Consider the following 21,420-nt stretch of genomic DNA (forward strand, 5'->3'; position numbering starts at 1 on the left):
CTCCCTTATAGGAATCCGTTGTCTTGTAAAAAGCTTTCTGTAAGTGAACTTTTTTTAGGTGTTGGCTGCGTAATAAAACGTTCAATATATTTTCCAATCATATCGCACTCGACATTCACGATATCGCCGACAGTTTTCTCTCCGATTACTGACTGACTTAACGTGTGTGGAATGAGGGAGATTGTGATAGAAGAGTCATCAACACCAAAAATTGTAAGACTCGTACCGTCAATGGCAACAGATCCTTTTTGTAAACAATAGCGAAGTAGTTCATTTGGTAATTGTATTTTGTAATATACGGCATTATAGCTCCGCCTTTTATCAACAATTGTTCCGATACCGTCAATATGCCCTGTAACGAAATGTCCACCGAAGCGGCCGTTTGCACTCATAGCACGCTCTAAATTTACTTTTGAACTGCGGCTAAGAGTTTGCAGTGAAGTTGCTCGCATCGTCTCTGGCATGACATCAACGGTAAAAGAGTGTGTTGTAAAAGAAGTGACGGTTAAACATATCCCGTTTACAGCAATACTGTCACCTAAGTTTACGTCTGACAAAATTGTTTGTGCCGAAATTGTAAGTTGCATTGCTTCACCGGTTTGTTGCATGTTAGCAATTGTTCCGAGTTCCTCAACAATTCCTGTGAACATAAAGCACCTCTTTCCTTGGAGTGGCAACTACTTTTATATCATCGCCGATTTGTTCCATCGATTGAATGTGCAAGGTAAGTGCATCTTGCAGTTTTGTGAAACCATTTCCGCCAAACCATGTTGGGGCATCTTTACCACCAATTAGTTTTGGACTAATATACGTAATTAGTTCCTGAAAACATTTTGCTTCTAAGAAACTTGCATGAATAGTTTGTCCACCTTCGACAAAGAGAGAAAGAATATTTTTTTCTCCAAGAAGATCGACCAGTTCGTTTATTTCAATGTTACTCGTCTTCATTTGCAATACAGATACCATATCAGATTGGAATTTTGAAATTTTGTCGTTGGAAACGTCATTTCCAACGACAATCCATGTTGGCACCTCTCCATCTGTAATTACATGAGATGAAAGTGGAGTTCGCAAATGCGTATCAAGTACGATGCGAATCGGATTTTTCCCGCCATTTACAAGGCGCGTTGTTAAATGCGGATTATCGGTAATGATTGTATTTACACCAACGAGAATGGCATCGTGTGTATGACGATAACGATGTACATCAGCGCGCGATGATTCACTTGTAATCCACTTACTTTCCCCTGTACTAGTAGCGATTTTTCCATCGAGACTCATTGCTGTTTTTAATGTTACAAATGGACGCTTTGTTTTCATGTAGTGAAAAAAGTAACGATTTAATTCTTTTGCTTCTTTTTCGAGTACACCAATTGTTACGTCAATTCCCGCCTCTTGTAAACGCTTGACACCTTGACCTGAAACAAGCGGATTACTATCGAGCACTGCAATGACTACTCGGCTTACGTTCTTTTTTATAAGTAAATCACAGCAAGGGGGGGTTCTTCCATGATGACTGCATGGTTCTAACGTTACATATACTGTTGCACCATGGGCATTTTCACCCGCCATGTGTAGAGCGTGAACTTCAGCATGTTCAGTTCCTGCTCGTAAATGAGCTCCTACTCCAATGATATTTCCATCTTTTACAACAACAGCACCGACCATTGGATTAGGACTTGTTTGACCAGCTGTATTTTTTGCTAATTGCAAAGCAAGTGCCATATATTCTTGATCTGTCATAAACTCACCTCTCTTAAAAAATCAAAAAACCCCAAGGACATAATCCTTGGGGTGAGAGAGACGATGTTTCTAGAAATATAAGAAGGATACGAGAGTATACTTAAGAAACCTAGCAATTATTGATATGTTTGCATAGAAAAGAAGCTTAGCAAATATCGGATTTTTCACATGCTAGTGTTATCCCGTTATTTCAGCAGAGAACCAAATAGTATACGAAAGAAAACAAGTGTATGTTTAAAAATAAACAATACAAATACACATGCTGAAATAAACGTTGTATCCTATTATACGTACTAGAAAACATATCCTTCTCCCATCCAGACTATACTGTCGGTTCTAGATTCTCACTAGATCCACCGTTTTCAACTTGAAAACGGGTCACGGACTTAGAAGTGTGAACTTCATCACCGCCGGTTGGGAATTTCACCCGACCCCGAAGGATGCTGTTTGCTCACATTATAGCACAAAAAAGACAAAAGGCTATAAAAAAATATTTGAATGTGAAGAATTGCATGAAAATAAAGGAGAAGCTAAAGCTGCATTAGCGGCGGGATTAATTTGCTATACTAGTGTAGAAAAGGTTTTATATCGTGTTTAAAACGAGGTGAGAGTATGAAAAAATATATTGCTGTAGGAATAGGCGGTATTATTGGAGCTTTGGCTCGCTATGGAGTAGGCCAATTGCTTGGACCAACATCTTCTGCTGGTTTTCCATTAGCAACATGGTTAGCTAATATGAGTGGTAGTTTTTTATTAGCATTTTTAACGATGTCTGTTTTTCGGATGAAACAAGTTTCACCGCTTATGATAAGTGCTGTTGGTACAGGAATAATTGGGGCGTTTACAACATTTTCAACGTTTAGTGTGGAAACACTGAAGCTACTACAGCATGAAGCATTCACAATGGCATTTTTATATGTGGGCGCAAGTATGATTGGGGGATTACTTTTAGCTTGTAGTGGATTTTATGCTGGGAATATGCTGTATGCACGCAGGTTGAAGGAAGAAGGAAACATATGAATATTCTACTTGTCAGTATCGGGGGCTTTTTCGGTGCAATTACACGTTTTTTTATTAGTACTGTAGCGAAAGAAAAGTACGGAAATGCTTTTCCATATGGAACATTTTTTATAAATATAATTGGCTCATTTTTACTCGGTATGTTATTTGGTGCTGAAGTAGCTAAAATGTGGATATTGTTATGTGGTACAGGGTTTATGGGAGCATTCACGACGTTTTCGACGTATCAACTAGAAATGATACAACTTATACATAAACGAGAAGGGCAAAAGGCATTACTATATTTTGTTATGAGTAATGTAATAGGTATTGGTTGCGCTTTTGCTGGCTTTTATATTGGGGGCATGTAAAAAATACGCGCACATTTTCTTGTGCGCGTGTTTTTTATTCTTTCGGTGCACGTACAACAGATTCAAATTTGCCTTTATGTGAACCATCGCAATACGGCATATTTTGGGATAATCCACAACGGCATAGAGAAAATGCCGGTTTAGCTGGAAATACATTCCCTTCAGCATCGATTAGTTCCACATCCCCTGTAATACGGAACGAACCATTATTATTTACTTTAATTTGTACCTTCTCCATTATTACACCTCCTTACCAAACGCTTATGTCTATCATATACTTACTAGAATTACTTGACAATGTTTAGAAACAATGCTTTTTGTGAGAAAATAGAAATGATATAATAAGTTATATACTGAAAAGATATTAAGGTGAACATAAACATGAACAAACAATTACGTACATTACAAAACATTGCACAAGAGCGAACGTGGGTATCGTTTTTAAACGATAATCACCCATACAGCTTACTTCATTGGTCGATTGCTGGTGTACAGCAAGAAGTGAAAGATGTGTGGTTATTACAAGATGAAGTCACATTTCAAACAACAGAGTTCCTATCACTAGATGAAGCGGTAAAATGGATTTCTGAAAATATGGATCAAGTTACAGACGTATTGGCGTAACATAGGCTGCTATTAGTAGGTATTCGTTTCTAATAAAATGATTTTTACTGTTGGCTGAGATAAGAAAAAGGCAAACTCATAGGGAGATGAGTTTGCCTTTTTTATGTAATCATGCGGATGACTCATTTGTATTTTTACTTATAGATTAGATCTTCCATGTGCATAAAAATGCGCATTGTGTACATCATACAACCGATAGAAACAGCAAAGAAGGTGGAAGTTGTTGCGGAAACGATTGAGCATAATAAGTATCATTATATGCTTTTGTATTGCCGGATGTAATAGAGAGGAACAGGTTAATAAATCAAGTGTCAAAGGGGTTTTATCCGCCCATCAAATAGAATTTGATATTAAAAATATAAGTCGTGAAGTGCATTATGATGTGTGGACTGCGAAACAAAACCACACGCTTCTTGTTATAAACTTTTCTTTAAAAAACAATAGAAACAAAAGTATTGTTGTGAAACCTGCTCAGTTTAATGTTATTTCAATGACTGGAAAAATATATGGGGTATTTCAAACAAAAAGGAATCCAAATATATTGCATGATAGAAGGCTAAAATCATACGATTCATTGCAAGCGAGCATCGTATTTGAAATGCCTAAAGAAGAGGTAGAATCTGAATTGTTATTTGCTCCCGACTTTGCTAAAGATGAACCAATTGTTATTTCACTAAAATAAAAACAGGCTTATGAAAGCCTGTTTTTTGTTTCGTTTACGTATGTTGTTAAAAATTGGTCAACTGCCATTTCATATTCCTCTTTATTTTCTGCATATGAACAAGCATGGGCGCCTTTTTCAGCAATATAGAGTTCTTTTGCGTCTTCTTTTGCTTCATACAATGCTTGCGTCATCTTGCATAAAATGTATTCATCGTCTTTACTATGGATGAACAACACAGGATTTTTAATATTTTTTACACAATCAATTGGAGAAATTTCATGAAGTGTATAACCATCACGCACTTTTAAAAGTGTGTTAGCTATTGGTAGAAGAGGCCACTTTGGCAAATGAAACTCAACTTTTAAACGGTAATGAAGCTGCTCATAAAAGTCAGAGAATGGACAGTCGGCAATGTAAAAGTCAGCGCCATCTTCAACCATACCTGCATATTGTAATAATGTCGCAGCTCCCATCGATTCACCATGAATACCAAGTGTAATATTTGAACCAAATCGTTGTTTGAGCCAATCTACTACCGTTTTTAAATCGTGTTTTTCATAATAGCCGTAACTCGTTGTTTTTCCTCCTGTTTGTCCGTGACGACGATGATCGTAAATAACTACATTGAATCCTCTGTTCAAAAATAAATTCGCATATTTTACCGAGTTCATTTTGTTGACGGTTACGCCGTGACAAAAAATCATGAACTTATTTGAATGGCCGCTAGTAGGAATATAGTAACCATGAATGTTATAACCAAATTGAGAAGAGAGGTATACTTCTTCCTTTGAGAGAGCTTCAAAGTCCTCTAAGCGAAAATGCTGTTTTGTTTCACGTTCTAAAATTTCTTTTTCGGTTTTTTTCTTTAAATACATGACTTTATTCGTGAAGAAAATGCCAATGCCAATAAGAGTACCCACTATCGTTAATAATACCTTCAAAAACGCTTTCATACTCCATCCTCCAAGCTACAATACATATGATACAATTATATTGTATCATAATAATATGTAAAGGTGAGAGAGATGAGTATGGTGCGAATTCAAAATATAAAAGCAGAGATGCAAGAAGAAATTAGTCAATTTATGAAAAAAAATTGGGGAAGTACTGTAATGGTTTCAAAAGGACATGTCCATCAATTAGATCGATTACCAGGATTTATTGCAGTCAAAAATGACAGAATAGTAGGAATCGTCACATATTATATTGTTAATAAAAATTGTGAAATTGTATCACTTGACAGTTTCAAAGAAAAAAGAGGGGTTGGTACACGGCTTGTAGAGTGTGTAATAGATGCGGCAAAGAAACAATTTTGTGAAAAGGTTTGGCTTATTACGACAAATGATAATGTGAATGCGATTCGATTTTACCAAAAACGAGGATTTACTATGACAAATTTATATATAGATGCTGTGCAAGAAGCTCGTAAGCTGAAGCAAGAAATTCCGATTATTGGTTATGATGGGATTCCAATCTTACATGAAATTGAGTTTGAAAAAAAGTTATGTAAGATTAAAGGTTAGATAGTTTAATATATATGCCCTTATTTTATAAATAGGAAGTTTTTTTGTTGAAGGAATTTATTGGGAGAAAATGAGTGGAATAATTATATAAATGTGCTAATTTGATAATTTCACAGACTAGTATACATCATATATAATTATAATGATTCTAATGATTAGGATGAGAAAAGGAGAGATGAGATGATATTTTTCTTTCAATTAGCAGTAATTTTGCTAAGTACAAAGCTTGCGGGTGACTTAAGTGTCAGGCTAGGGCAACCGTCTGTACTTGGAAAACTTATTGTTGGTATTATGATTGGTCCAGCAGTATTAGGATTAATTGATAATACGGATTTACTGAAGCAATTAAGTGAGGTTGGGGTTATTCTCCTCATGTTTATGGCTGGTTTAGAAACGGATTTAAAGGAACTAAATGAAAATCGCAATTCTTCTTTAGCAGTAGCAGTTGGTGGAATTATTATGCCGTTTTTAGGTGGCTATGTTGCCGGTCTGATTATGGGAATGGAGCAAGCAAATGCAGTCTTTTTAGGCTTACTTCTTTGTGCAACTAGCGTTAGTATCTCTGTGCAAACGCTTCGGGATTTAGGGAAAATGAAAACGCGCGAAAGTACAACAATGCTTGGCGCAGCTGTTTTTGATGATATCCTCGTTGTTATTTTACTTGCATTTGCCATGAGTTTCTTAGGTGCAGGTGATGTAAATTTAGCAATGATTATTTTGAAAAAGGTTGTCTTCTTCGCAGCTATTATCCTGATTGGGTGGAAAGGTGTTCCGATGATTATGCGCTTACTTTCTCCGCTTCGTGTGTCAGAATCTATTATTAGCGCAGCCCTTATTATTTGTTTCTCCTTTGCTTATTTTGGAGAATTATTAGGAATAGCGGGAATTATCGGAGCGTTTGCGGCAGGGATTGCTATCTCCCAAACAGATTATAAACATGAAGTTGAGAAGAAAGTTGAACCAATTGCCTATGCAATGTTTGTTCCTATTTTCTTTGTAAGTATTGGAATGAATATTACGTTTGCGGGAATTGGAGATAAAATTTGGTTTATCGCCATTTTAACAGTAATTGCTGTTTTAACGAAATTGGTTGGTTGTGGCCTTGGAGCACGTATGACAGGTTTTGATCTTCAGTCTTCTACAATTATTGGATCTGGAATGGTTTCACGTGGCGAAGTAGCCCTAATTATTGCAGGACAAGGTTTGGCTTCAGGATTATTAGCGCAAGATTACTTTACAGCGATTGTTATTATTGTTATTTTGACAACGATGATTACACCGCCGATGTTGAAGAAAGCTTTTGCGATAAAAGACAAGCAATTGAAAGAAGAAAGAAGTGCTGTGTAAGCATTTCTTTTTTTATGTAACAATTTTCAGAAATGTACGATAATAACCTTGACGTAGACTTTATTTTGCTTTACGGTAAAATTGTAAACCATTTCCATGTTGAGGGGTGAAGATGTGGCAACGATACGCGATGTTGCAAAGTTGGCAGGAGTTTCAGTCGCAACAGTTTCACGAGTATTAAATGAAAAAGGGTATGTACACGAAGATACGGTTAAGCAAGTGAAGAAAGCAATTGAGGAGTTGCAATATAAACCAAATGCGGTCGCCAAGGCGCTATTTAAAAAATCTTCTACGATGATTGCTCTGCTTATACCTGATTTACAAGACCCGGCATCCTTGCCATTACTTACAGTTATTGAAGAAGAAGCCTACAAAAAAGGGTATCAAATTGTTATATGCAATATGAAACATAAGCGTGGTTACATGGATGTATTGGAGCAAAATAATATTGCAGGTGTTATTATGACACGTGATGTATATGAAAGCTTGCAAAACGAAATAGTATCAGTTCCGTTTGTAATTGTCGATTCGGTCAAGCGGGTTGCCTTACAGTATTATAATGCAGCGATACAAGCTGTTTCTGTTTTAGAAGAGAAAGGATGTCAGTTTCTTGCCTATATTCATGAAGATACAAGTAATGAAGCGATGGAAGAACATTTCACTGGTTTTTTAGACGCGGTTTGGGAGAAGAAGATATCTTACCGAGTTATAGAAATGCATGGGAAAGAGATAGATTCAGAACAAATAGCTGCGGAGGTATTACAAAAACATCCATACATAGATGGAATCGTTACTTGTAGCGATATTGTAGGAATTGACTTTATTCGTGCTGCCCAAAAACTTTATATCTCCATTCCGAAACATTTACAAGTTATTGGCTTGAGTGGAAGTGTACAAGGAGAGTGGTCCACGCCAGCTTTAACGACAATTGCTCCCCCGATAACAAGTGTAGGAGCACTTGCTATTCATAAGTTAATTGCAAAAATAAAAAAGGTGGAATATAACCAAGAGGTAGCTGATTTAGATTTCGTTCTAATTGAGAGAGAATCAACAAAGTAAAAGGTGCGTGAGAACACGCACCTTTTTTCTATTTTGTTACTCGTAGGTAGTAGGAGTCTGATTGATGAAAGTTTCACTTAATCAAGGGTGCAGTAAGAAGTGTTCTTGTTTAATATCAAGTAACGTTGCTGCAAAACGTTCATGTTCTTCAAAATTTGGAGAATGAGCTGAATTTGGAAACCAAATCATTTTTTTTATAGGTGCGTTAAGAACATCACAATATTGTTGGACAAGTGCATAAGGCGTTTGATAGTCATAGCGTCCAGAACAAAAATATACAGGAAATGAAACGCTTGGAACTTGTGAAAAGAAATCAATCTTCAACATTTCCCTCCATAATTCTCCGGATTTCATATTTCCACTAAAAAATTTAATCCAATCTATCCATGTATATTCTGGGGATCGAAACCCTTTTCGAATGAAAGAAAAAAATGTCCCCTTTTGAATAGCGCCCCCAAAGATACCGAGCCATTTCCTTTGGATAAGTAGTCGTCTCTTATCTAAAAATGGAGGCTTTCCAAGTTTTTTTAAAGAGGCCAGTGCACTGTCATGTCCGCGCTGCTTTGCGGATCGAATTAAATGTTCAAAAAGCAGTTCCTCATTTTGCTTCATATGCACAATTTGGCCAACTCCGATATATGCTTCGATGTATTGGGGAGATTGCTGTGCAGCAAATAATCCAATGATGCTGCCCCAAGAGTGCCCAAGAAGGAATAATTTCCTTTTTTGAAACTTTGTTAGAAGATAATCAATTATTTGATGTGTGTCTAAAATGAATTGTTCAATTGTTAGTGGTTCTTTGAAATCTCGCCATGAAAAAGATTTTCCCGCTCCGCGCTGATCCCAGTTGACAACAATAAAATGTTTCTCAAGTTCTGTTTGGAAATGGCGTGCAAAGCCAATTTGAGCCATTCCTGGTCCACCGTGTAAGCATAATAAAAGAGGTTGATTGAGATCTTGCCCACGAATGAGTAATGATTGTTTGCGATTATTGATAAGAACATTTTCAATTGTAGCAATACTATTTGCGATGTGTCCTTTATTTTTATCGTAAAAAGAGGGGGTGCTGCTGCGAATGAACATGAGGACGACCTCCTTTTGATTGCGATATATTGAACAGTGCTGTTATTTTTATCATATACTAAATATACTAATAAGAAATTATTGTATCATAACATAATAACTTTATCCCGCATTAACAAGCAATAGGCTCCCGGTGATGAAAGTTTCACGTTATCTTATGTTTAATAGAGAGGAGGGAGGAGGTGGAAATTGCTGAAATTATTGATCGTTTAAATAATCGTGAACCAATAGCGATTGTTGCGAAACGATTGGAAATGAGTCCATATGCACTATCAAAAAAATTACGATTACTCGGATATGAATATGATGGTGAGCAGAAAAAAAGGGTATTTGTTGGAGAAGGGGAAGAACCTCGTCATTTACAATTAAAAGAAGCTGTGAGTCTACAACAGGAAAAAATAGATTATCAGCGCCTCATTTATGAGCAATTGCAACATATTTATGAGTTGTTGCAAAAACGAGAATGTGGAATATGTATCACGTCTGTGGAGCAAGGAGAGAAAAAAAAACGTACATTTTCTCTTTCTAAACAAGTACTAGAACAATTAGATTGTTTTTCTGCTAGAAATGGTGTACACAAGTCTAAGCTTGTAGAAATTGCACTGAAAGAATATTTAGAAAGACATCATGAAAGATAATAAAAGCGGGATTTCCCGCTTTTATCTTATATTTGCAGGCAATAAGATCTAAAAGGGGACCTGCATGTAAAAGTTTGATTTCTTATGTTTATGAAAGTTGTATATTTTAACGGCTAATTTATTTATAGAAAATAAATAACTATTATAGATGATTAACTGTTTTGTATCTTCATATGGAATGGGGATTCGAGCAATTTAATAGTAATAGGGATGCGGCTCTTGTGGTTGCTGGTAAATTACATTTTCTACTATAATAAAGAAAAAAGTAAAAGGTGATTTGATTATGGCGAAGAAAAAGCAAAAGCAAGCACAGAAACAAACAGGGATGAAGTTGGAAAAAGAAACAGTAACAATTGGAGATCAATTGAACGAAGCATTAATGAAGCAGCTAAAAAGTAAACAAAAAGAGCTAAAAGAGCAAGAGGAACAGAAAAAAGAAGCAGAATTAGAGAGAAAGCGTAAAGAACAGCGTGAGCGTGAAAAAAATAAATCGTTTGAAGAATTATTAGGTGAAAGTAGTTTGTCATGGAAAGACTTTAAGTAAGAAACAATTTACATATGATATTAATCAGTATATTAAAGGGAAAGATGCATTTGTTCGTGATAGGGAGCAAAGAGCTATAGAATGGATGAAGGAAAAATAACGTGCCGCGTATATGCGGCACGTTATTTTTATAATTGTTTTATGGAAGTAATAAAATTTTCCCTGTACTTTTTCTACTTTCTAAGTAATGGTGTGCTTTTGCTCCTTCGCTTAAGGAAAATGTAGCTGGCTCAGATAATTTGATCTTTCCTTGTTGAATCCATGTAAATAGCTCTTCAGAACGAAGAACGCGTTCTTTATGAGAAGTGAGTACATTCCATAGATCCCCGCCGGTTAGCGTCTTAGATGTATCCATAAGCATGCGCGGGTCTACAGGCGCTGGATCGCCTCCTGCCATTCCGTAAAAAACAACAGTTCCTCCAATACGTGTTGCTTCAAAGCTATCCATCAGCGTAGAGCCAACAGATTCATATACGACATCTACACCTTTTCCGTTAGTCGCATGCATGACTTTCTGTTTCCAATCATCCTCATACAAAAAGGCCCAGTCTGCGCCAACTTCTTCGGCAGTTTTTGCTTTTTGCATAGAAGAGGTAAGGGCAATTACTTTACCGCCTAATAATTTGATAATTTGTACAAGAAGCTGTCCTACACCACCGGCAGCAGCGTGTACGAGTACAATGTCTCCTTCTTTTACTGCATAGCTATCACGAGTTAAGTAGTGAGCTGTTAAACCTTGCAGTAAAATAGAAGCAGCTGTTTCATATGAAATATGATTTGGAAGGGGAATTGCTTTCTCCTCTGGAACTGCTACGATCTCTGCATTTGCATATGGAACATCTGCAAATGCAATAGAATCTCCTTGCTTTATGGTCGTAACATTATTTCCTACCATTTCTACAATTCCGGCGCCTTCGTAACCTAAAATGTATGGTGGTTGGCCAGCAAGGTGATAATTTCCTTTTCTTCTATAGACATCCGCAAAGTTTAAACCAATTGCCTTCATTTTTACAAGAATGTCATTAGGTCCAATAACGGGATTGGGAATTTCTTTATATTGTAATACTTCTGGTTCTCCAAATGTGTCAAATACAAGAGCTTTCATCATTTTCCCTCTACTTTGTGTATTTTGTTTTACGCTTACACTGTAAGATAAAAGAATGAAGAAAGCAAGGAATTACTCTTTGAAAAAAGAAGTAATGAAAGGATCGGCTAACATACAGAGAAATTGTAATTATTTTGTCTCGCTACTAACGGGCGTTAAGCCTCCCGTAGCTGGAAGGTTTACTTTATTTGATTTTTTAACATAACGAGATTATGTAAACAAATCGTTTTTTTAGACTTTTTATTTTTTTCTTGTTGAAACGGATTGTATTTTATATAAATTTCTACATTATAAATACATTTGACTATATTTTGGTTCATCACCGTAGGGGGTGTTATTATAAAATTGAATAATTTCACATTTAAGGATATGAAACAACCGAAAACTCACGTATCGTAATTGTTGTTCAAACAAACCATCAGAGGAGCCTTTGCTTAGAAACAGGGAGTTAATTTTGTCACCACCGATTTATGGTGATGAACCTATATTTTAATAAGGAGGAGTTTTTTATGCATATTCCAACAACAACACTTCATAATGGCGTGAAAATGCCAATGTTAGGCTTAGGAGTATATAAAGCAAAAGAAGGAGAGGAAGTAAAACGAGCGGTACATACTGCGTTAGAGGTCGGATACTGTGCAATTGATACAGCTACTATTTATGAAAATGAAAGCGGTGTCGGAGAAGCAATTCGTGAATTTGGAATTGCTCGCGAAGAGCTTTTTATTACAACAAAAGTATGGAACGATGAACAAGGATATGAAACGACGCTTAAAGCATTCGAAACAAGTTTAAAGAAGTTACAGATGGATTATGTGGATCTATATTTAATCCATTGGCCAATACGCGGAAAGTACGTAGATACATATCGCGCTCTTGAAAAATTGTATGAAGAAGGAAAAGTACGTGCGATTGGTGTGTCAAACTTCCATATTCATCATTTAAAACATTTATTGGCGAATTGTCATATTAAACCAATGGTGAATCAAGTCGAGCTTCATCCAATGTTAGCACAATTTGAACTGCGCAATTTTTGTCAGCAAGAACAAATTCAAATGGAGGCATGGAGTCCGCTTATGCGAGGCGGAGAGGTATTTGAACACCCGATTATTCAAGAGATTGCTAAAAAATATGGGAAAACACCTGCTCAAGTTATTTTACGCTGGGATATTCAAAGTGGGATTGTAACAATTCCGAAATCTGTTACACCTTCTCGCATTGCAGAGAATTTTCATATTTTCGATTTTTCATTAACGGAAGAAGAAGTAGGACAAATTGATAAACTAGACTGTAATAAGCGTTCAGGAACAAATCCAGAGAAATACGATACGATGTAAAAAAGCTACCGGTTTTTCGGTAGCCTTTTTTATCGATGAGATTCATATGTATCTAATTTTGCAATTGCTTGAATGTGTGTGTATTGTTCGTCTGTCAATGAATTTGTAGTGCCTGCTTTTACGTTCTCACGTAATTGGTCAATTGAACTTGCGCCTGGAATGAGAGCTGCAGTTGCCTGGGTATGCAGGCAATATTGAAGCGCGGTTTCTGTTAGAGAGCGATTATTTGTTATTTCTTTCACACGAGATACGATGAGTTTTACTTCATCATAATTGTAAGAGAGATAGTCTTTTTCTTTCACTTTAGCTAATTTCTGTTCATTGTTACTAGTTAATAAGCCCTTTGCGAGTGGACCGCGGGCAATTACGCTAATATTATGTTCTTGCAAGAATGGGAAACATTCTTCTGGGCGGCGGTTTAATATGTTATATTCCATTAAAACACTTACTATATTAGAACGCTCTGCATATTGGCGAATGACATTAGGACGGATGGAAGAAATTCCGTAATGACGAATGATTCCTTCTTGTTTTAGTTCTTCAAATGTTTCAATGACTTCGTCAATATTATCTTCAATTGTTCCGCCATGTAGCTGATATAAATCGATATAATCCGTTTTTAATCGGCGTAAGCTCTCTTTTACTTCCTCTTTTATATATGCCTTAGAAGGGTCCCAAGACCAACCGTTTTTTTCTTTTGTCCAGCGGTTCCCAACTTTTGTAGCAAGTACAACTTGCTCTCGTTTTCCTTGCAGTGCTTTTCCGATAAACTCTTCATTTAATCCATAATTGTATAAATCGGCCGTATCTAAAAAATTAATGCCTAAATCCAACGCTTCATGAGTAATCCGAATGGCTTCTGTTTCATTTGTCCCCAGTGACATGCATCCAAGTCCAATTTCACTTACATATAAATCTGAATTTCCTAATTGACGTGTTCTCATAATTACCCTCCTTGCTTTCATTGTACGAAAGCGTAAGGAGTTTCACAAACACTTTACCTTTGTTTATTTGTAATCCAGTCATGAACAGTTTTATAACGTTGTTCATATTGTTTTAGCATATGACGGATTTCCCAAGCTTTTCCGACTAACGTTACTCGATTTGGTAAAATATACACTTTCATTTTCTTCTCGCTCCTTTCAATGTGATAGAATGTATGAAGAAAGACTAGGAAATAGAACAAGGAGATGAAGTCTTATGAGTAATCTTGAAGAAAGAACGATTGCGACTGAGCCTATTTTTGATGGAAGAATAATTAAAGTTCGTGTTGATGAAGTAGTATTGCCAAATGGTGAGACGAGTAAACGTGAAATTGTGAAGCATCCTGGTGCGGTAGCGATTATTGCAATTACAGATGACGAGAAAATTGTGTTAGTTGAACAGTATCGCAAAGCGATGGAAAAAGCGCTTGTAGAAATTCCTGCTGGAAAGTTAGAGCCGGGAGAAAAACCTGAAGCAACAGCAATTCGTGAATTGGAGGAAGAAACAGGGTACATATGTGATAACATGAAGCTCATTACGTCATTTTACACATCACCAGGGTTCGCAGATGAAATTGTATATGTATATGAAGCGACTGGCTTGAAGAAGAAAGAAGACAAAGCGGCTCTTGATGAAGATGAGTTCGTTGAATTAATGGAAGTATCATTAGAAGAAGCGCTTCAACTTATAGAAGAACAGCGTATTCATGATGCGAAGACAATGTTTGCAATTCAATATCTACAATTGAAAAAATAAAAACACTCGCGTAAAGCGAGTGTTTATTTTTGTGAAATTTAAAGATGGCTAGCTGTAGCATCTTTTTTATCCCGTTATGCGCGGGCAGTAAGACTCCCACCTTAAGATTCAGAGAGAAGCGTTGTCCAGCTCCAACGTCCTGCGATTCTGGGCGCTCCGCTTCCGCTTTTCTACAGAAGATAGGTGGGGGATAACTGCTGGCATGCGCCCGATTGGTTCAACTAAACTTTTATGAGAAAAAACGTCTCACAAAAGGAAGTTTCATTTTATTGTATTTTTGCATATACACATGTATCACGTAAACTACCATCAGGAGCAAGAAAATCATTTTCTAGCGTACCTTCTAGAATAAACTCTAGGCGCTCTGCTACTAATCGTGCATTTGTATTGTTGGCATCACAGCGAATTTCAAGTCGTTTTGCTCCCAGTTTATCGAAGGCGAATTGAACAGCTCCTTTTAATGCTTCCGTCATATATCCCTGTTTTGTATAAGAGCTATGAAGCCAAAAGCTCATAGAAAACTTTGGAATATCCCAGTTTTCTGGGTGAAGGGTGAGCGCACCGATGAAAGTACCTGATGCTTTATCGTATAGATGAAACGGTAATGTTTCACGAAGTAAAAACTTTCCATGCGCGGCTCTTACTGCTGATTCTGCTGATTCTTCAGTTTCATGTGTAATAGACATCCATGGCTGTAGATCCTCTAAAGAAGTTTGAATTGCTTCATAAACTTCTGCCCCATCGCCAGGGAACGGTTTACGTACCTGCAAACGCTCGGTCTGAAATAATGTTGGAAAATCTAATAATAGTTGTTTCAAATGAAATCCCTCCTATTCTCTACTTTTAAGTTTAGCAAAGTGGCGTGGAATTTCAATGTTAATTCGTCATACTTTTTTCTTTCTATCATACATTCTAGTAAGAGGAAGAACGGGGGGACGTAATATGCTAAGGAAATCGTCTTGGCAAGATCGTGTAACATATCATGTACAGGAACATTCTTCATTATATGTATTTGTAGCTGTACTTTTATTAATGGGAGTTATTTTTGGGGCGATTCTTGTGAATAGTTTACAAATGAGTCAAAAACAAGATTTGTATTTTTATTTAAGTCGGTTTTTTGGACAAGTCTCCAAAGGGCAATTTGCAAATGCAGGTGAAATGTTTTGCGAAAGCTACTTATCGCAACTGAAATATATTGGTTTTATTTGGATTTTAGGCATCTCCATTATTGGTTTACCACTTATTTTTATTTTATTATTTTTAAAAGGAGTTGTTGTTGGTTTTACAGTAGGTTTCTTAGTAAGTCAACTTGGATGGAACGGTTTATTATTAGCATTTGTGGCTGTACTTCCACAAAATTTAATCATTATCCCAACATTTCTTATTATGACGACGATTGCCGCTAACTTTTCCTTGCGCATGATTCGTCATCAATTTATCCGAAAAATAAATGAGCCCCTATTACCACTTTTTATCCGCTACACTTGCTTTTTTCTTATTATCGGTGCAGTGTTAGCGATTGCCTCAGGGATTGAAGCTTATGTATCACCAATGTTTATGAAACAAGTCATGGATACTATTAACAAAAAATAATTACACTTTGAGAATTATTATCAAGTAATTTTGATTACTTTTCTTTTGACAGTTCTCCTTCTTCTGATATAATGGGGTAAGAGTGGCGAGGGAGGGAGTAGTACCGAATGGAAGAAAGAATTGATCGAATTAAAAAGCAATTACATGCAGCGAGTTATAAGTTAACACCACAGCGTGAAGCTACGGTTCGCGTGCTGCTAGAAAATGAAGAAGACCATTTAAGCGCGGAAGATGTTTACCTCCTTGTAAAAGAAAAGTCGCCAGAGATCGGACTTGCAACCGTTTATCGGACTTTGGAATTATTATCCGAGTTAAAGATTGTCGACAAGATTAATTTCGGTGACGGTGTTTCGCGCTATGACTTAAGACAAGAAGGAGCATCACGTTTTCATCATCATTTAATTTGTACAGAATGTGGTGCAGTAGAAGAAATTCAAGAAGATTTACTTTGTGAAGTAGAAAAAAGAGTAGAAACTGAGTGGCGTTTTAAAGTAAAAGACCATCGCTTAACGTTCCATGGTATTTGCAAAAATTGTCAAGAAAAATTAACAGAAGAAAGTTAACCTCTTCCTATTTAGTTAGGAAGAGGTTTTTTTACTGAAAATGGATAAGATTTCTTAACTCAAGATTTTAGAGAGGGAAGTGGCGGGTGTTTTCAATAATTAGGTATAAATGATGAAAAGCTTGGCATATGTTGTAATAACATAAACTTTGGAGGAATTCACAATGCGCCGAGCAATTCAAGTTATTTTTGATGGTATGAAGGTATTTTTATTGTTTATCGGTTGTACCATTTTGTTTTATTTCGCTATACTATGGATAAATGAAGAATATGAAAGTTATCATCGTTATGAAAAACCTAAAGAAGGAATGGTAGAAAAGGTATCTGGAACAGAGGAGCCTGCAAAGGATGCTTTCGTCAACAGAATGATTTTTTTCTATGAAAATGGGGAGTAGAGAAGATTGGAAGATCAATTACAAGACTTTATTCATTATATGGTTGTTGAAAAAGGGTTAGCTCAAAATACAGTTGTATCATATGAGCGCGATCTAAAAAGCTATACGAAGTATTTACAAAAAGTAGAACAAATTACATCTTTTCATGATGTGGCGCGTATGCATATTGTGAACTTTTTACATCATCTAAAAGATAATGGGAAATCTTCGAAAACAATGGCGCGTCACATTGCATCTGTACGATCGTTTCATCAATTTTTATTACGTGAACGTGTTGTGGAACATGACCCATCTGTACATATTGAAACGCCTCAAGGTGAACGTAAATTACCGAAAGTGTTATCAATCAATGAGGTAGAAGCACTATTGCAAACATCGAAAGGAACAAGTGCATTTGGAATTCGTGACAAGGCTATGTTAGAGTTATTATATGCAACAGGATTACGTGTTTCTGAATTAATTGAATTAAACTTATCAGATGTACATTTAACAATGGGCTTTGTTCGTTGCGTCGGAAAGGGAAATAAAGAAAGAATTATCCCTCTTGGCAGTTTAGCGACAGAAGCGATTCAGTATTATATTGAAAAAGGAAGACCGGAACTATTAGGAAAGAAAATGGCTGAAGCGCTTTTTTTAAATCATCATGGGAACCGTTTATCTCGCCAAGGGTTTTGGAAGATTTTAAAGAGACTTGCACAAGAAGCAAATATTCAAAAAGAACTTACACCGCATACGTTACGTCATTCCTTTGCAACGCACTTATTAGAGAATGGTGCAGATTTAAGGGCAGTACAAGAAATGCTTGGTCATGCTGATATTTCGACAACACAAATTTATACACATGTTTCAAAAGCTAGATTAAAAGATGTATATAAACAGTTTCATCCAAGGGCCTGAGTATTCATGCCCTTTTACTTATTGTAAAGTGAAACTTCCATCAGTGAGGGGCTTACTACCCGCGAATAGCGGGGGAAAATAAAAGCACTTCACAAAAACTTCACAAACATTTCGTACATTGTTTTCAGCAGATGGCTAGAATATGAACACATATTTCCTCTATACTAAGATAGGAAGAAGGAGGAAGTTATGATGAAAAAACTTTTAATTACATTATTTATCGCAATACTAGCGTTAGCTGGTTGTAATACGAAATCAGATGAGAAAGCGAAAAAAGATAAACCGCTTGAAGAAGTAAAAGTAGAAGTGAAGACAAATCCTGAAACTTTAAAGCCGAATGAAAAAGTAGAAGTACAAGCAATTGTTACACAAGGGAAAGACAAAGTAACAGATGCAGATGTAAAGTTTGAAATTTGGAAAGATGGCGAAGAGAAAAAAGAAATGCTAGACGCGAAGCATAAAGGGAACGGTGTTTATGCAATTGATAAAACATTCCCATCTGATGGTGTTTATCATATTATCGCACATACAAATGCACGTGATATGCATGTAATGCCAGAAGTAAAAGTGGCTGTTGGAAATGCAAAAGTTGAGGATACAAAAAAAGAAACAGATGGTCATCATGACGATCATGCTCATGGTGATACAATGATTCATCTGATGGCAGATGGCGTGAAAGCAAATACAGAATCTACACTGAAAGCACATGTACAACAAAAAGAAGCAGCACTAACTGGTGCGGAAGTTCAACTTGAAATTTGGAAAGACGGTGCAGAAAAGCATGAGTTTATTCCAGCAAAAGAAGGTAACAAAGGCGAGTATACAAGTACTTATACATTTAAAGAAGCAGGAACATATAATGTAAAGGTTCATGTGAAAAAAGGTGATCTTCATGATCATAAAGAAGAAAAAGTTGAAGTGAAATAAAAAAACAGCTCTTTTAAAGAGCTGTTTTTTTATTTGTATGTTGGGAAACATTAGCGCTTCTAGGTAGAATATATTACAATGAAAATGTGAAAAAAAAACGAAATGTGATAAAAATTTATTAAAAAGAAAGCGTAAACATGTTATGATAGCAGCATGAGATGTCTGACATCTGACTTAGAAGAAGAAGGAAGTTTTTACAGCGATTTGAACATACTACATTAGTAGCATATATAGGAGGTTACAGTTGTGAGCAAATATAAACGTATTTTCCTTATCGTAATGGACTCTGTAGGAATTGGAGAAGCACCAGACGCTGAGAAATATGGCGATAAAGGTTCTGATACACTTGGCCATATTGCAGAGCATATGAACGGATTAAAAATGCCAAACATGATGAATTTAGGTCTTGGTAACATCCGTGAAATGAAAGGGATTGCAAAAGCAGAGAAGCCGCTTGCATATTATACAAAAATGCAAGAAAAATCTATGGGAAAAGATACAATGACAGGTCATTGGGAAATTATGGGTCTTTATATTGATACACCGTTTCAAGTATTCCCGGAAGGATTCCCGAAAGAATTACTTGATGAACTAGAAGCGAAAACAGGGCGTAAAATTATTGGGAATAAACCAGCTTCTGGAACAGGGATTCTAGATGAACTTGGACAGGAACATATGGAAACTGGTGCATTAATTGTGTATACATCTGCTGATAGCGTACTGCAAATTGCTGCTCATGAAGAAATTGTACCACTTGAAGAATTATATAACATTTGTAAAATTGCACGTGAGTTAACACTTGATGAAAAATATATGGTAGGTCGTGTTATTGCTCGTCCATTCGTTGGGGAGCCAGGAAACTTCACACGTACGCCAAACCGTCATGACTATGCTTTAAAACCGTTTGGACGCACAGTTATGAACGAATTAAAAGATTCCAATTATGATGTAATTGCAATCGGTAAAATCTCTGATATTTATGATGGAGAGGGCGTAACACAATCTCTTCGCACAAAATCTAACATGGATGGCATGGATAAACTTGCAGACACAGCGGGTATGGACTTTACAGGTTTAAGCTTTGTAAACCTTGTTGACTTTGATGCATTATTCGGTCATCGCCGTGATCCTCAAGGTTATGGAGAAGCATTGCAAGAATATGATGCACGTCTTCCTGAAATACTTGAAAAGTTAAAAGAAGACGACTTATTAATTATTACAGCTGACCATGGTAATGACCCAATTCATCACGGTACAGACCACACACGTGAATATGTACCATTATTAGCATATAGTCCAAGTATGAAAGAAGGCGGAAAAGAATTACCGCTTCGTCAAACATTTGCTGATATCGGTGCCACAGTTGCAGAAAACTTCGGTGTAACAATGCCAAAATACGGACAAAGCTTCTTAAACGAGCTAGATAAATAAGGAGGAATATCAAATGAATCGCGAGTTAATTTCAAAATCTGCTACATATTTAAAAGGAAAATTTCAAGAAACACCAACAGTAGGGTTAATCCTTGGTTCAGGTTTAGGTGTATTAGCTGATGAAATCGAAAATGCAGTAGCTGTACCGTACAGTGAAATTCCTGAGTTTCCTGTGTCTACTGTAGAAGGCCATGCTGGTCAACTTGTATTTGGTACACTTCAAGGTGTTACAGTTGTAGCAATGCAAGGTCGTTTCCATTACTATGAAGGATACGATATGCAAAAAGTAACATTCCCAGTTCGTGTTATAAAAGAGTTAGGTGTAGAAGCAGTTATCGTTACAAATGCTGCTGGCGGTGTAAATACATCATTTGAGCCAGGAGATTTAATGTTAATTTCAGACCATATTAACTTTATGGGGCATAATCCATTAATCGGACCAAATGATTCTGAGATGGGTGTACGTTTCCCTGATATGTCTGAAGCATACAATAAAGACCTTCGCAAAATGGCAAAACAAGTTGCTGCTGACTTAAATATTAAAGTACAAGAAGGTGTGTATGTTGCGATGACAGGTCCTGTATACGAAACACCTGCAGAAATTCGTATGATTCGCACAATTGGCGGTGATGCAGTTGGAATGTCAACTGTACCAGAAGTTATTGTAGCTGGTCATGCCGGTATGAAAGTGCTTGGTATTTCTTGTATTTCAAATATGGCAGCTGGAATTTTAGATCAGCCGCTTCATCATGATGAAGTAATTGAAACAACAGAGCGTGTAAAAGCAAACTTCTTATCGCTTGTAAAAGCAATTGTAAAACAAATGAAGGGGTGAGTT

27 protein-coding genes and 1 riboswitch are annotated in these 21,420 nt (G+C 36.5%); of the genes, 18 read left to right on the forward strand and 9 right to left on the reverse strand.

Annotated features, from left to right (window positions below; genetic code table 11):
• Window positions 1-5: 5 nt before the first annotated feature.
• Together ribE and ribD are read right to left on the reverse strand one after the other, a co-directional pair.
• On the reverse strand, window positions 6-650 hold the full coding sequence (ribE, locus tag AB1279_RS07080) for a riboflavin synthase (RefSeq protein WP_429753974.1): 645 nt from the start codon (window positions 648-650) through the stop codon (window positions 6-8).
• Window positions 631-1,743, reverse strand: a complete 1,113-nt coding sequence (ribD, locus tag AB1279_RS07085; protein WP_429758264.1) for a bifunctional diaminohydroxyphosphoribosylaminopyrimidine deaminase/5-amino-6-(5-phosphoribosylamino)uracil reductase RibD — start codon at window positions 1,741-1,743, stop codon at window positions 631-633. Before ribD ends, ribE begins: the two co-directional genes overlap by 20 nt.
• 301 nt (window positions 1,744-2,044) lie before the next feature.
• Window positions 2,045-2,188: riboswitch (FMN riboswitch) on the reverse strand.
• A gap of 167 nt (window positions 2,189-2,355) precedes the next feature.
• Here ribD and crcB (AB1279_RS07090) point away from each other — a divergent pair.
• Window positions 2,356-2,763 carry a fluoride efflux transporter CrcB gene (gene crcB, locus AB1279_RS07090; protein WP_429758265.1) on the forward strand — a complete coding sequence of 136 codons (408 nt, stop codon included), beginning with the start codon at window positions 2,356-2,358 and terminating at the stop codon, window positions 2,761-2,763.
• Entirely contained in the window at window positions 2,760-3,113 is a 354-nt protein-coding gene (crcB, locus tag AB1279_RS07095; protein WP_429758266.1) for a fluoride efflux transporter CrcB, read from the forward strand. The genes crcB (AB1279_RS07090) and crcB (AB1279_RS07095) overlap by 4 nt, the downstream gene beginning before the upstream one ends.
• Window positions 3,114-3,147: 34 nt before the next feature.
• Here the strand turns inward: crcB (AB1279_RS07095) and AB1279_RS07100 are convergent, their stop codons facing one another.
• Window positions 3,148-3,351 (reverse strand): CDGSH iron-sulfur domain-containing protein, encoded by a 204-nt coding sequence (locus tag AB1279_RS07100; protein ID WP_098310653.1) that lies wholly within the window; start codon window positions 3,349-3,351, stop codon window positions 3,148-3,150.
• Between the two features lie 143 nt (window positions 3,352-3,494).
• On the opposite strand from AB1279_RS07100, the gene AB1279_RS07105 reads away from it, so the two are divergent.
• Window positions 3,495-3,737 carry a DUF2552 family protein gene (locus AB1279_RS07105; RefSeq protein WP_336481529.1) on the forward strand — a complete coding sequence of 81 codons (243 nt, stop codon included), beginning with the start codon at window positions 3,495-3,497 and terminating at the stop codon, window positions 3,735-3,737.
• Window positions 3,738-3,960: 223 nt separating this feature from the next.
• Complete coding sequence (locus AB1279_RS07110) at window positions 3,961-4,419, forward strand: DUF4352 domain-containing protein (protein ID WP_429758267.1); 459 nt, start codon at window positions 3,961-3,963, stop codon at window positions 4,417-4,419.
• A gap of 8 nt (window positions 4,420-4,427) precedes the next feature.
• Here the strand turns inward: AB1279_RS07110 and AB1279_RS07115 are convergent, their stop codons facing one another.
• Window positions 4,428-5,354 (reverse strand): alpha/beta hydrolase, encoded by a 927-nt coding sequence (locus AB1279_RS07115; protein ID WP_429758268.1) that lies wholly within the window; start codon window positions 5,352-5,354, stop codon window positions 4,428-4,430.
• 78 nt (window positions 5,355-5,432) lie between these two features.
• On the opposite strand from AB1279_RS07115, the gene AB1279_RS07120 reads away from it, so the two are divergent.
• The 3 genes from AB1279_RS07120 to AB1279_RS07130 all read left to right on the forward strand — a co-directional run bounded on the left by AB1279_RS07120 (window position 5,433) and on the right by AB1279_RS07130 (window position 8,330).
• Window positions 5,433-5,924: a GNAT family N-acetyltransferase gene (locus tag AB1279_RS07120; protein WP_429761317.1), complete on the forward strand. Its 492-nt coding sequence runs from the start codon at window positions 5,433-5,435 to the stop codon at window positions 5,922-5,924.
• A 180-nt stretch (window positions 5,925-6,104) separates the two neighbouring features.
• The gene (locus tag AB1279_RS07125) at window positions 6,105-7,271 is read left to right on the forward strand and encodes a cation:proton antiporter (RefSeq protein WP_429758269.1); all 1,167 of its coding nucleotides are present in this window, start codon (window positions 6,105-6,107) and stop codon (window positions 7,269-7,271) included.
• A 114-nt stretch (window positions 7,272-7,385) separates the two neighbouring features.
• A complete protein-coding gene (locus AB1279_RS07130; protein ID WP_429758270.1) occupies window positions 7,386-8,330 on the forward strand; it encodes a LacI family DNA-binding transcriptional regulator in 945 nt (314 codons plus the stop codon).
• Between the two features lie 81 nt (window positions 8,331-8,411).
• On the opposite strand, the gene AB1279_RS07135 is transcribed toward AB1279_RS07130, so the two are convergent.
• On the reverse strand, window positions 8,412-9,413 hold the full coding sequence (locus tag AB1279_RS07135) for an alpha/beta fold hydrolase (RefSeq protein WP_429758271.1): 1,002 nt from the start codon (window positions 9,411-9,413) through the stop codon (window positions 8,412-8,414).
• A gap of 182 nt (window positions 9,414-9,595) precedes the next feature.
• Here AB1279_RS07135 and AB1279_RS07140 point away from each other — a divergent pair, with 182 nt between their 5' ends.
• Window positions 9,596-10,051, forward strand: coding sequence for a ribbon-helix-helix domain-containing protein (locus AB1279_RS07140; RefSeq protein WP_429758272.1), 456 nt, complete (start codon window positions 9,596-9,598; stop codon window positions 10,049-10,051).
• 283 nt (window positions 10,052-10,334) lie between these two features.
• Window positions 10,335-10,595, forward strand: coding sequence for a YqkE family protein (locus AB1279_RS07145; RefSeq protein WP_429758273.1), 261 nt, complete (start codon window positions 10,335-10,337; stop codon window positions 10,593-10,595).
• A gap of 139 nt (window positions 10,596-10,734) precedes the next feature.
• Here AB1279_RS07145 and AB1279_RS07150 read toward each other — a convergent pair whose 3' ends face one another.
• Window positions 10,735-11,700 (reverse strand): quinone oxidoreductase family protein, encoded by a 966-nt coding sequence (locus tag AB1279_RS07150; RefSeq protein ID WP_429761318.1) that lies wholly within the window; start codon window positions 11,698-11,700, stop codon window positions 10,735-10,737.
• A gap of 509 nt (window positions 11,701-12,209) precedes the next feature.
• Here AB1279_RS07150 and AB1279_RS07155 point away from each other — a divergent pair.
• On the forward strand, window positions 12,210-13,037 hold the full coding sequence (locus AB1279_RS07155) for an aldo/keto reductase (protein WP_429758274.1): 828 nt from the start codon (window positions 12,210-12,212) through the stop codon (window positions 13,035-13,037).
• A gap of 29 nt (window positions 13,038-13,066) precedes the next feature.
• On the opposite strand, the gene AB1279_RS07160 is transcribed toward AB1279_RS07155, so the two are convergent.
• Together AB1279_RS07160 and mciZ are read right to left on the reverse strand one after the other, a co-directional pair.
• Window positions 13,067-13,981 carry an aldo/keto reductase gene (locus tag AB1279_RS07160; RefSeq protein ID WP_429758275.1) on the reverse strand — a complete coding sequence of 305 codons (915 nt, stop codon included), beginning with the start codon at window positions 13,979-13,981 and terminating at the stop codon, window positions 13,067-13,069.
• A gap of 53 nt (window positions 13,982-14,034) precedes the next feature.
• Entirely contained in the window at window positions 14,035-14,163 is a 129-nt protein-coding gene (gene mciZ, locus AB1279_RS07165) for a Z-ring formation inhibitor MciZ (RefSeq protein ID WP_429758276.1), read from the reverse strand.
• Window positions 14,164-14,237: 74 nt separating this feature from the next.
• On the opposite strand from mciZ, the gene AB1279_RS07170 reads away from it, so the two are divergent.
• The gene (locus AB1279_RS07170; protein ID WP_429758277.1) at window positions 14,238-14,777 is read left to right on the forward strand and encodes an NUDIX hydrolase; all 540 of its coding nucleotides are present in this window, start codon (window positions 14,238-14,240) and stop codon (window positions 14,775-14,777) included.
• Window positions 14,778-15,043: 266 nt separating this feature from the next.
• On the opposite strand, the gene AB1279_RS07175 is transcribed toward AB1279_RS07170, so the two are convergent.
• The gene (locus tag AB1279_RS07175) at window positions 15,044-15,595 is read right to left on the reverse strand and encodes a GNAT family N-acetyltransferase (RefSeq protein ID WP_429758278.1); all 552 of its coding nucleotides are present in this window, start codon (window positions 15,593-15,595) and stop codon (window positions 15,044-15,046) included.
• Window positions 15,596-15,719: 124 nt separating this feature from the next.
• Here AB1279_RS07175 and spoIIM point away from each other — a divergent pair, with 124 nt between their 5' ends.
• From spoIIM to AB1279_RS07210, 7 genes are all read left to right on the forward strand, one after another.
• Entirely contained in the window at window positions 15,720-16,370 is a 651-nt protein-coding gene (spoIIM, locus tag AB1279_RS07180; protein WP_429753991.1) for a stage II sporulation protein M, read from the forward strand.
• 107 nt (window positions 16,371-16,477) lie between these two features.
• The gene (locus AB1279_RS07185) at window positions 16,478-16,933 is read left to right on the forward strand and encodes a Fur family transcriptional regulator (RefSeq protein ID WP_429758279.1); all 456 of its coding nucleotides are present in this window, start codon (window positions 16,478-16,480) and stop codon (window positions 16,931-16,933) included.
• 163 nt (window positions 16,934-17,096) lie between these two features.
• Window positions 17,097-17,327, forward strand: a complete 231-nt coding sequence (locus AB1279_RS07190; RefSeq protein ID WP_429753995.1) for a YqzK family protein — start codon at window positions 17,097-17,099, stop codon at window positions 17,325-17,327.
• Window positions 17,328-17,333: 6 nt separating this feature from the next.
• Window positions 17,334-18,224, forward strand: a complete 891-nt coding sequence (gene xerD / locus AB1279_RS07195) for a site-specific tyrosine recombinase XerD (protein WP_429758280.1) — start codon at window positions 17,334-17,336, stop codon at window positions 18,222-18,224.
• Between the two features lie 189 nt (window positions 18,225-18,413).
• Window positions 18,414-19,151, forward strand: coding sequence for a FixH family protein (locus AB1279_RS07200; RefSeq protein ID WP_429758281.1), 738 nt, complete (start codon window positions 18,414-18,416; stop codon window positions 19,149-19,151).
• 246 nt (window positions 19,152-19,397) lie between these two features.
• Window positions 19,398-20,582, forward strand: a complete 1,185-nt coding sequence (gene deoB, locus AB1279_RS07205; RefSeq protein ID WP_429758282.1) for a phosphopentomutase — start codon at window positions 19,398-19,400, stop codon at window positions 20,580-20,582.
• Window positions 20,583-20,595: 13 nt separating this feature from the next.
• Window positions 20,596-21,417: a purine-nucleoside phosphorylase gene (locus AB1279_RS07210; RefSeq protein ID WP_429758283.1), complete on the forward strand. Its 822-nt coding sequence runs from the start codon at window positions 20,596-20,598 to the stop codon at window positions 21,415-21,417.
• Window positions 21,418-21,420: the final 3 nt, after the last annotated feature.

The sequence above is a fragment of the Bacillus sp. S14(2024) genome (assembly GCF_050473785.1).
GTDB classification, from domain to species: domain Bacteria; phylum Bacillota; class Bacilli; order Bacillales; family Bacillaceae_G; genus Bacillus_A; species Bacillus_A yunxiaonensis.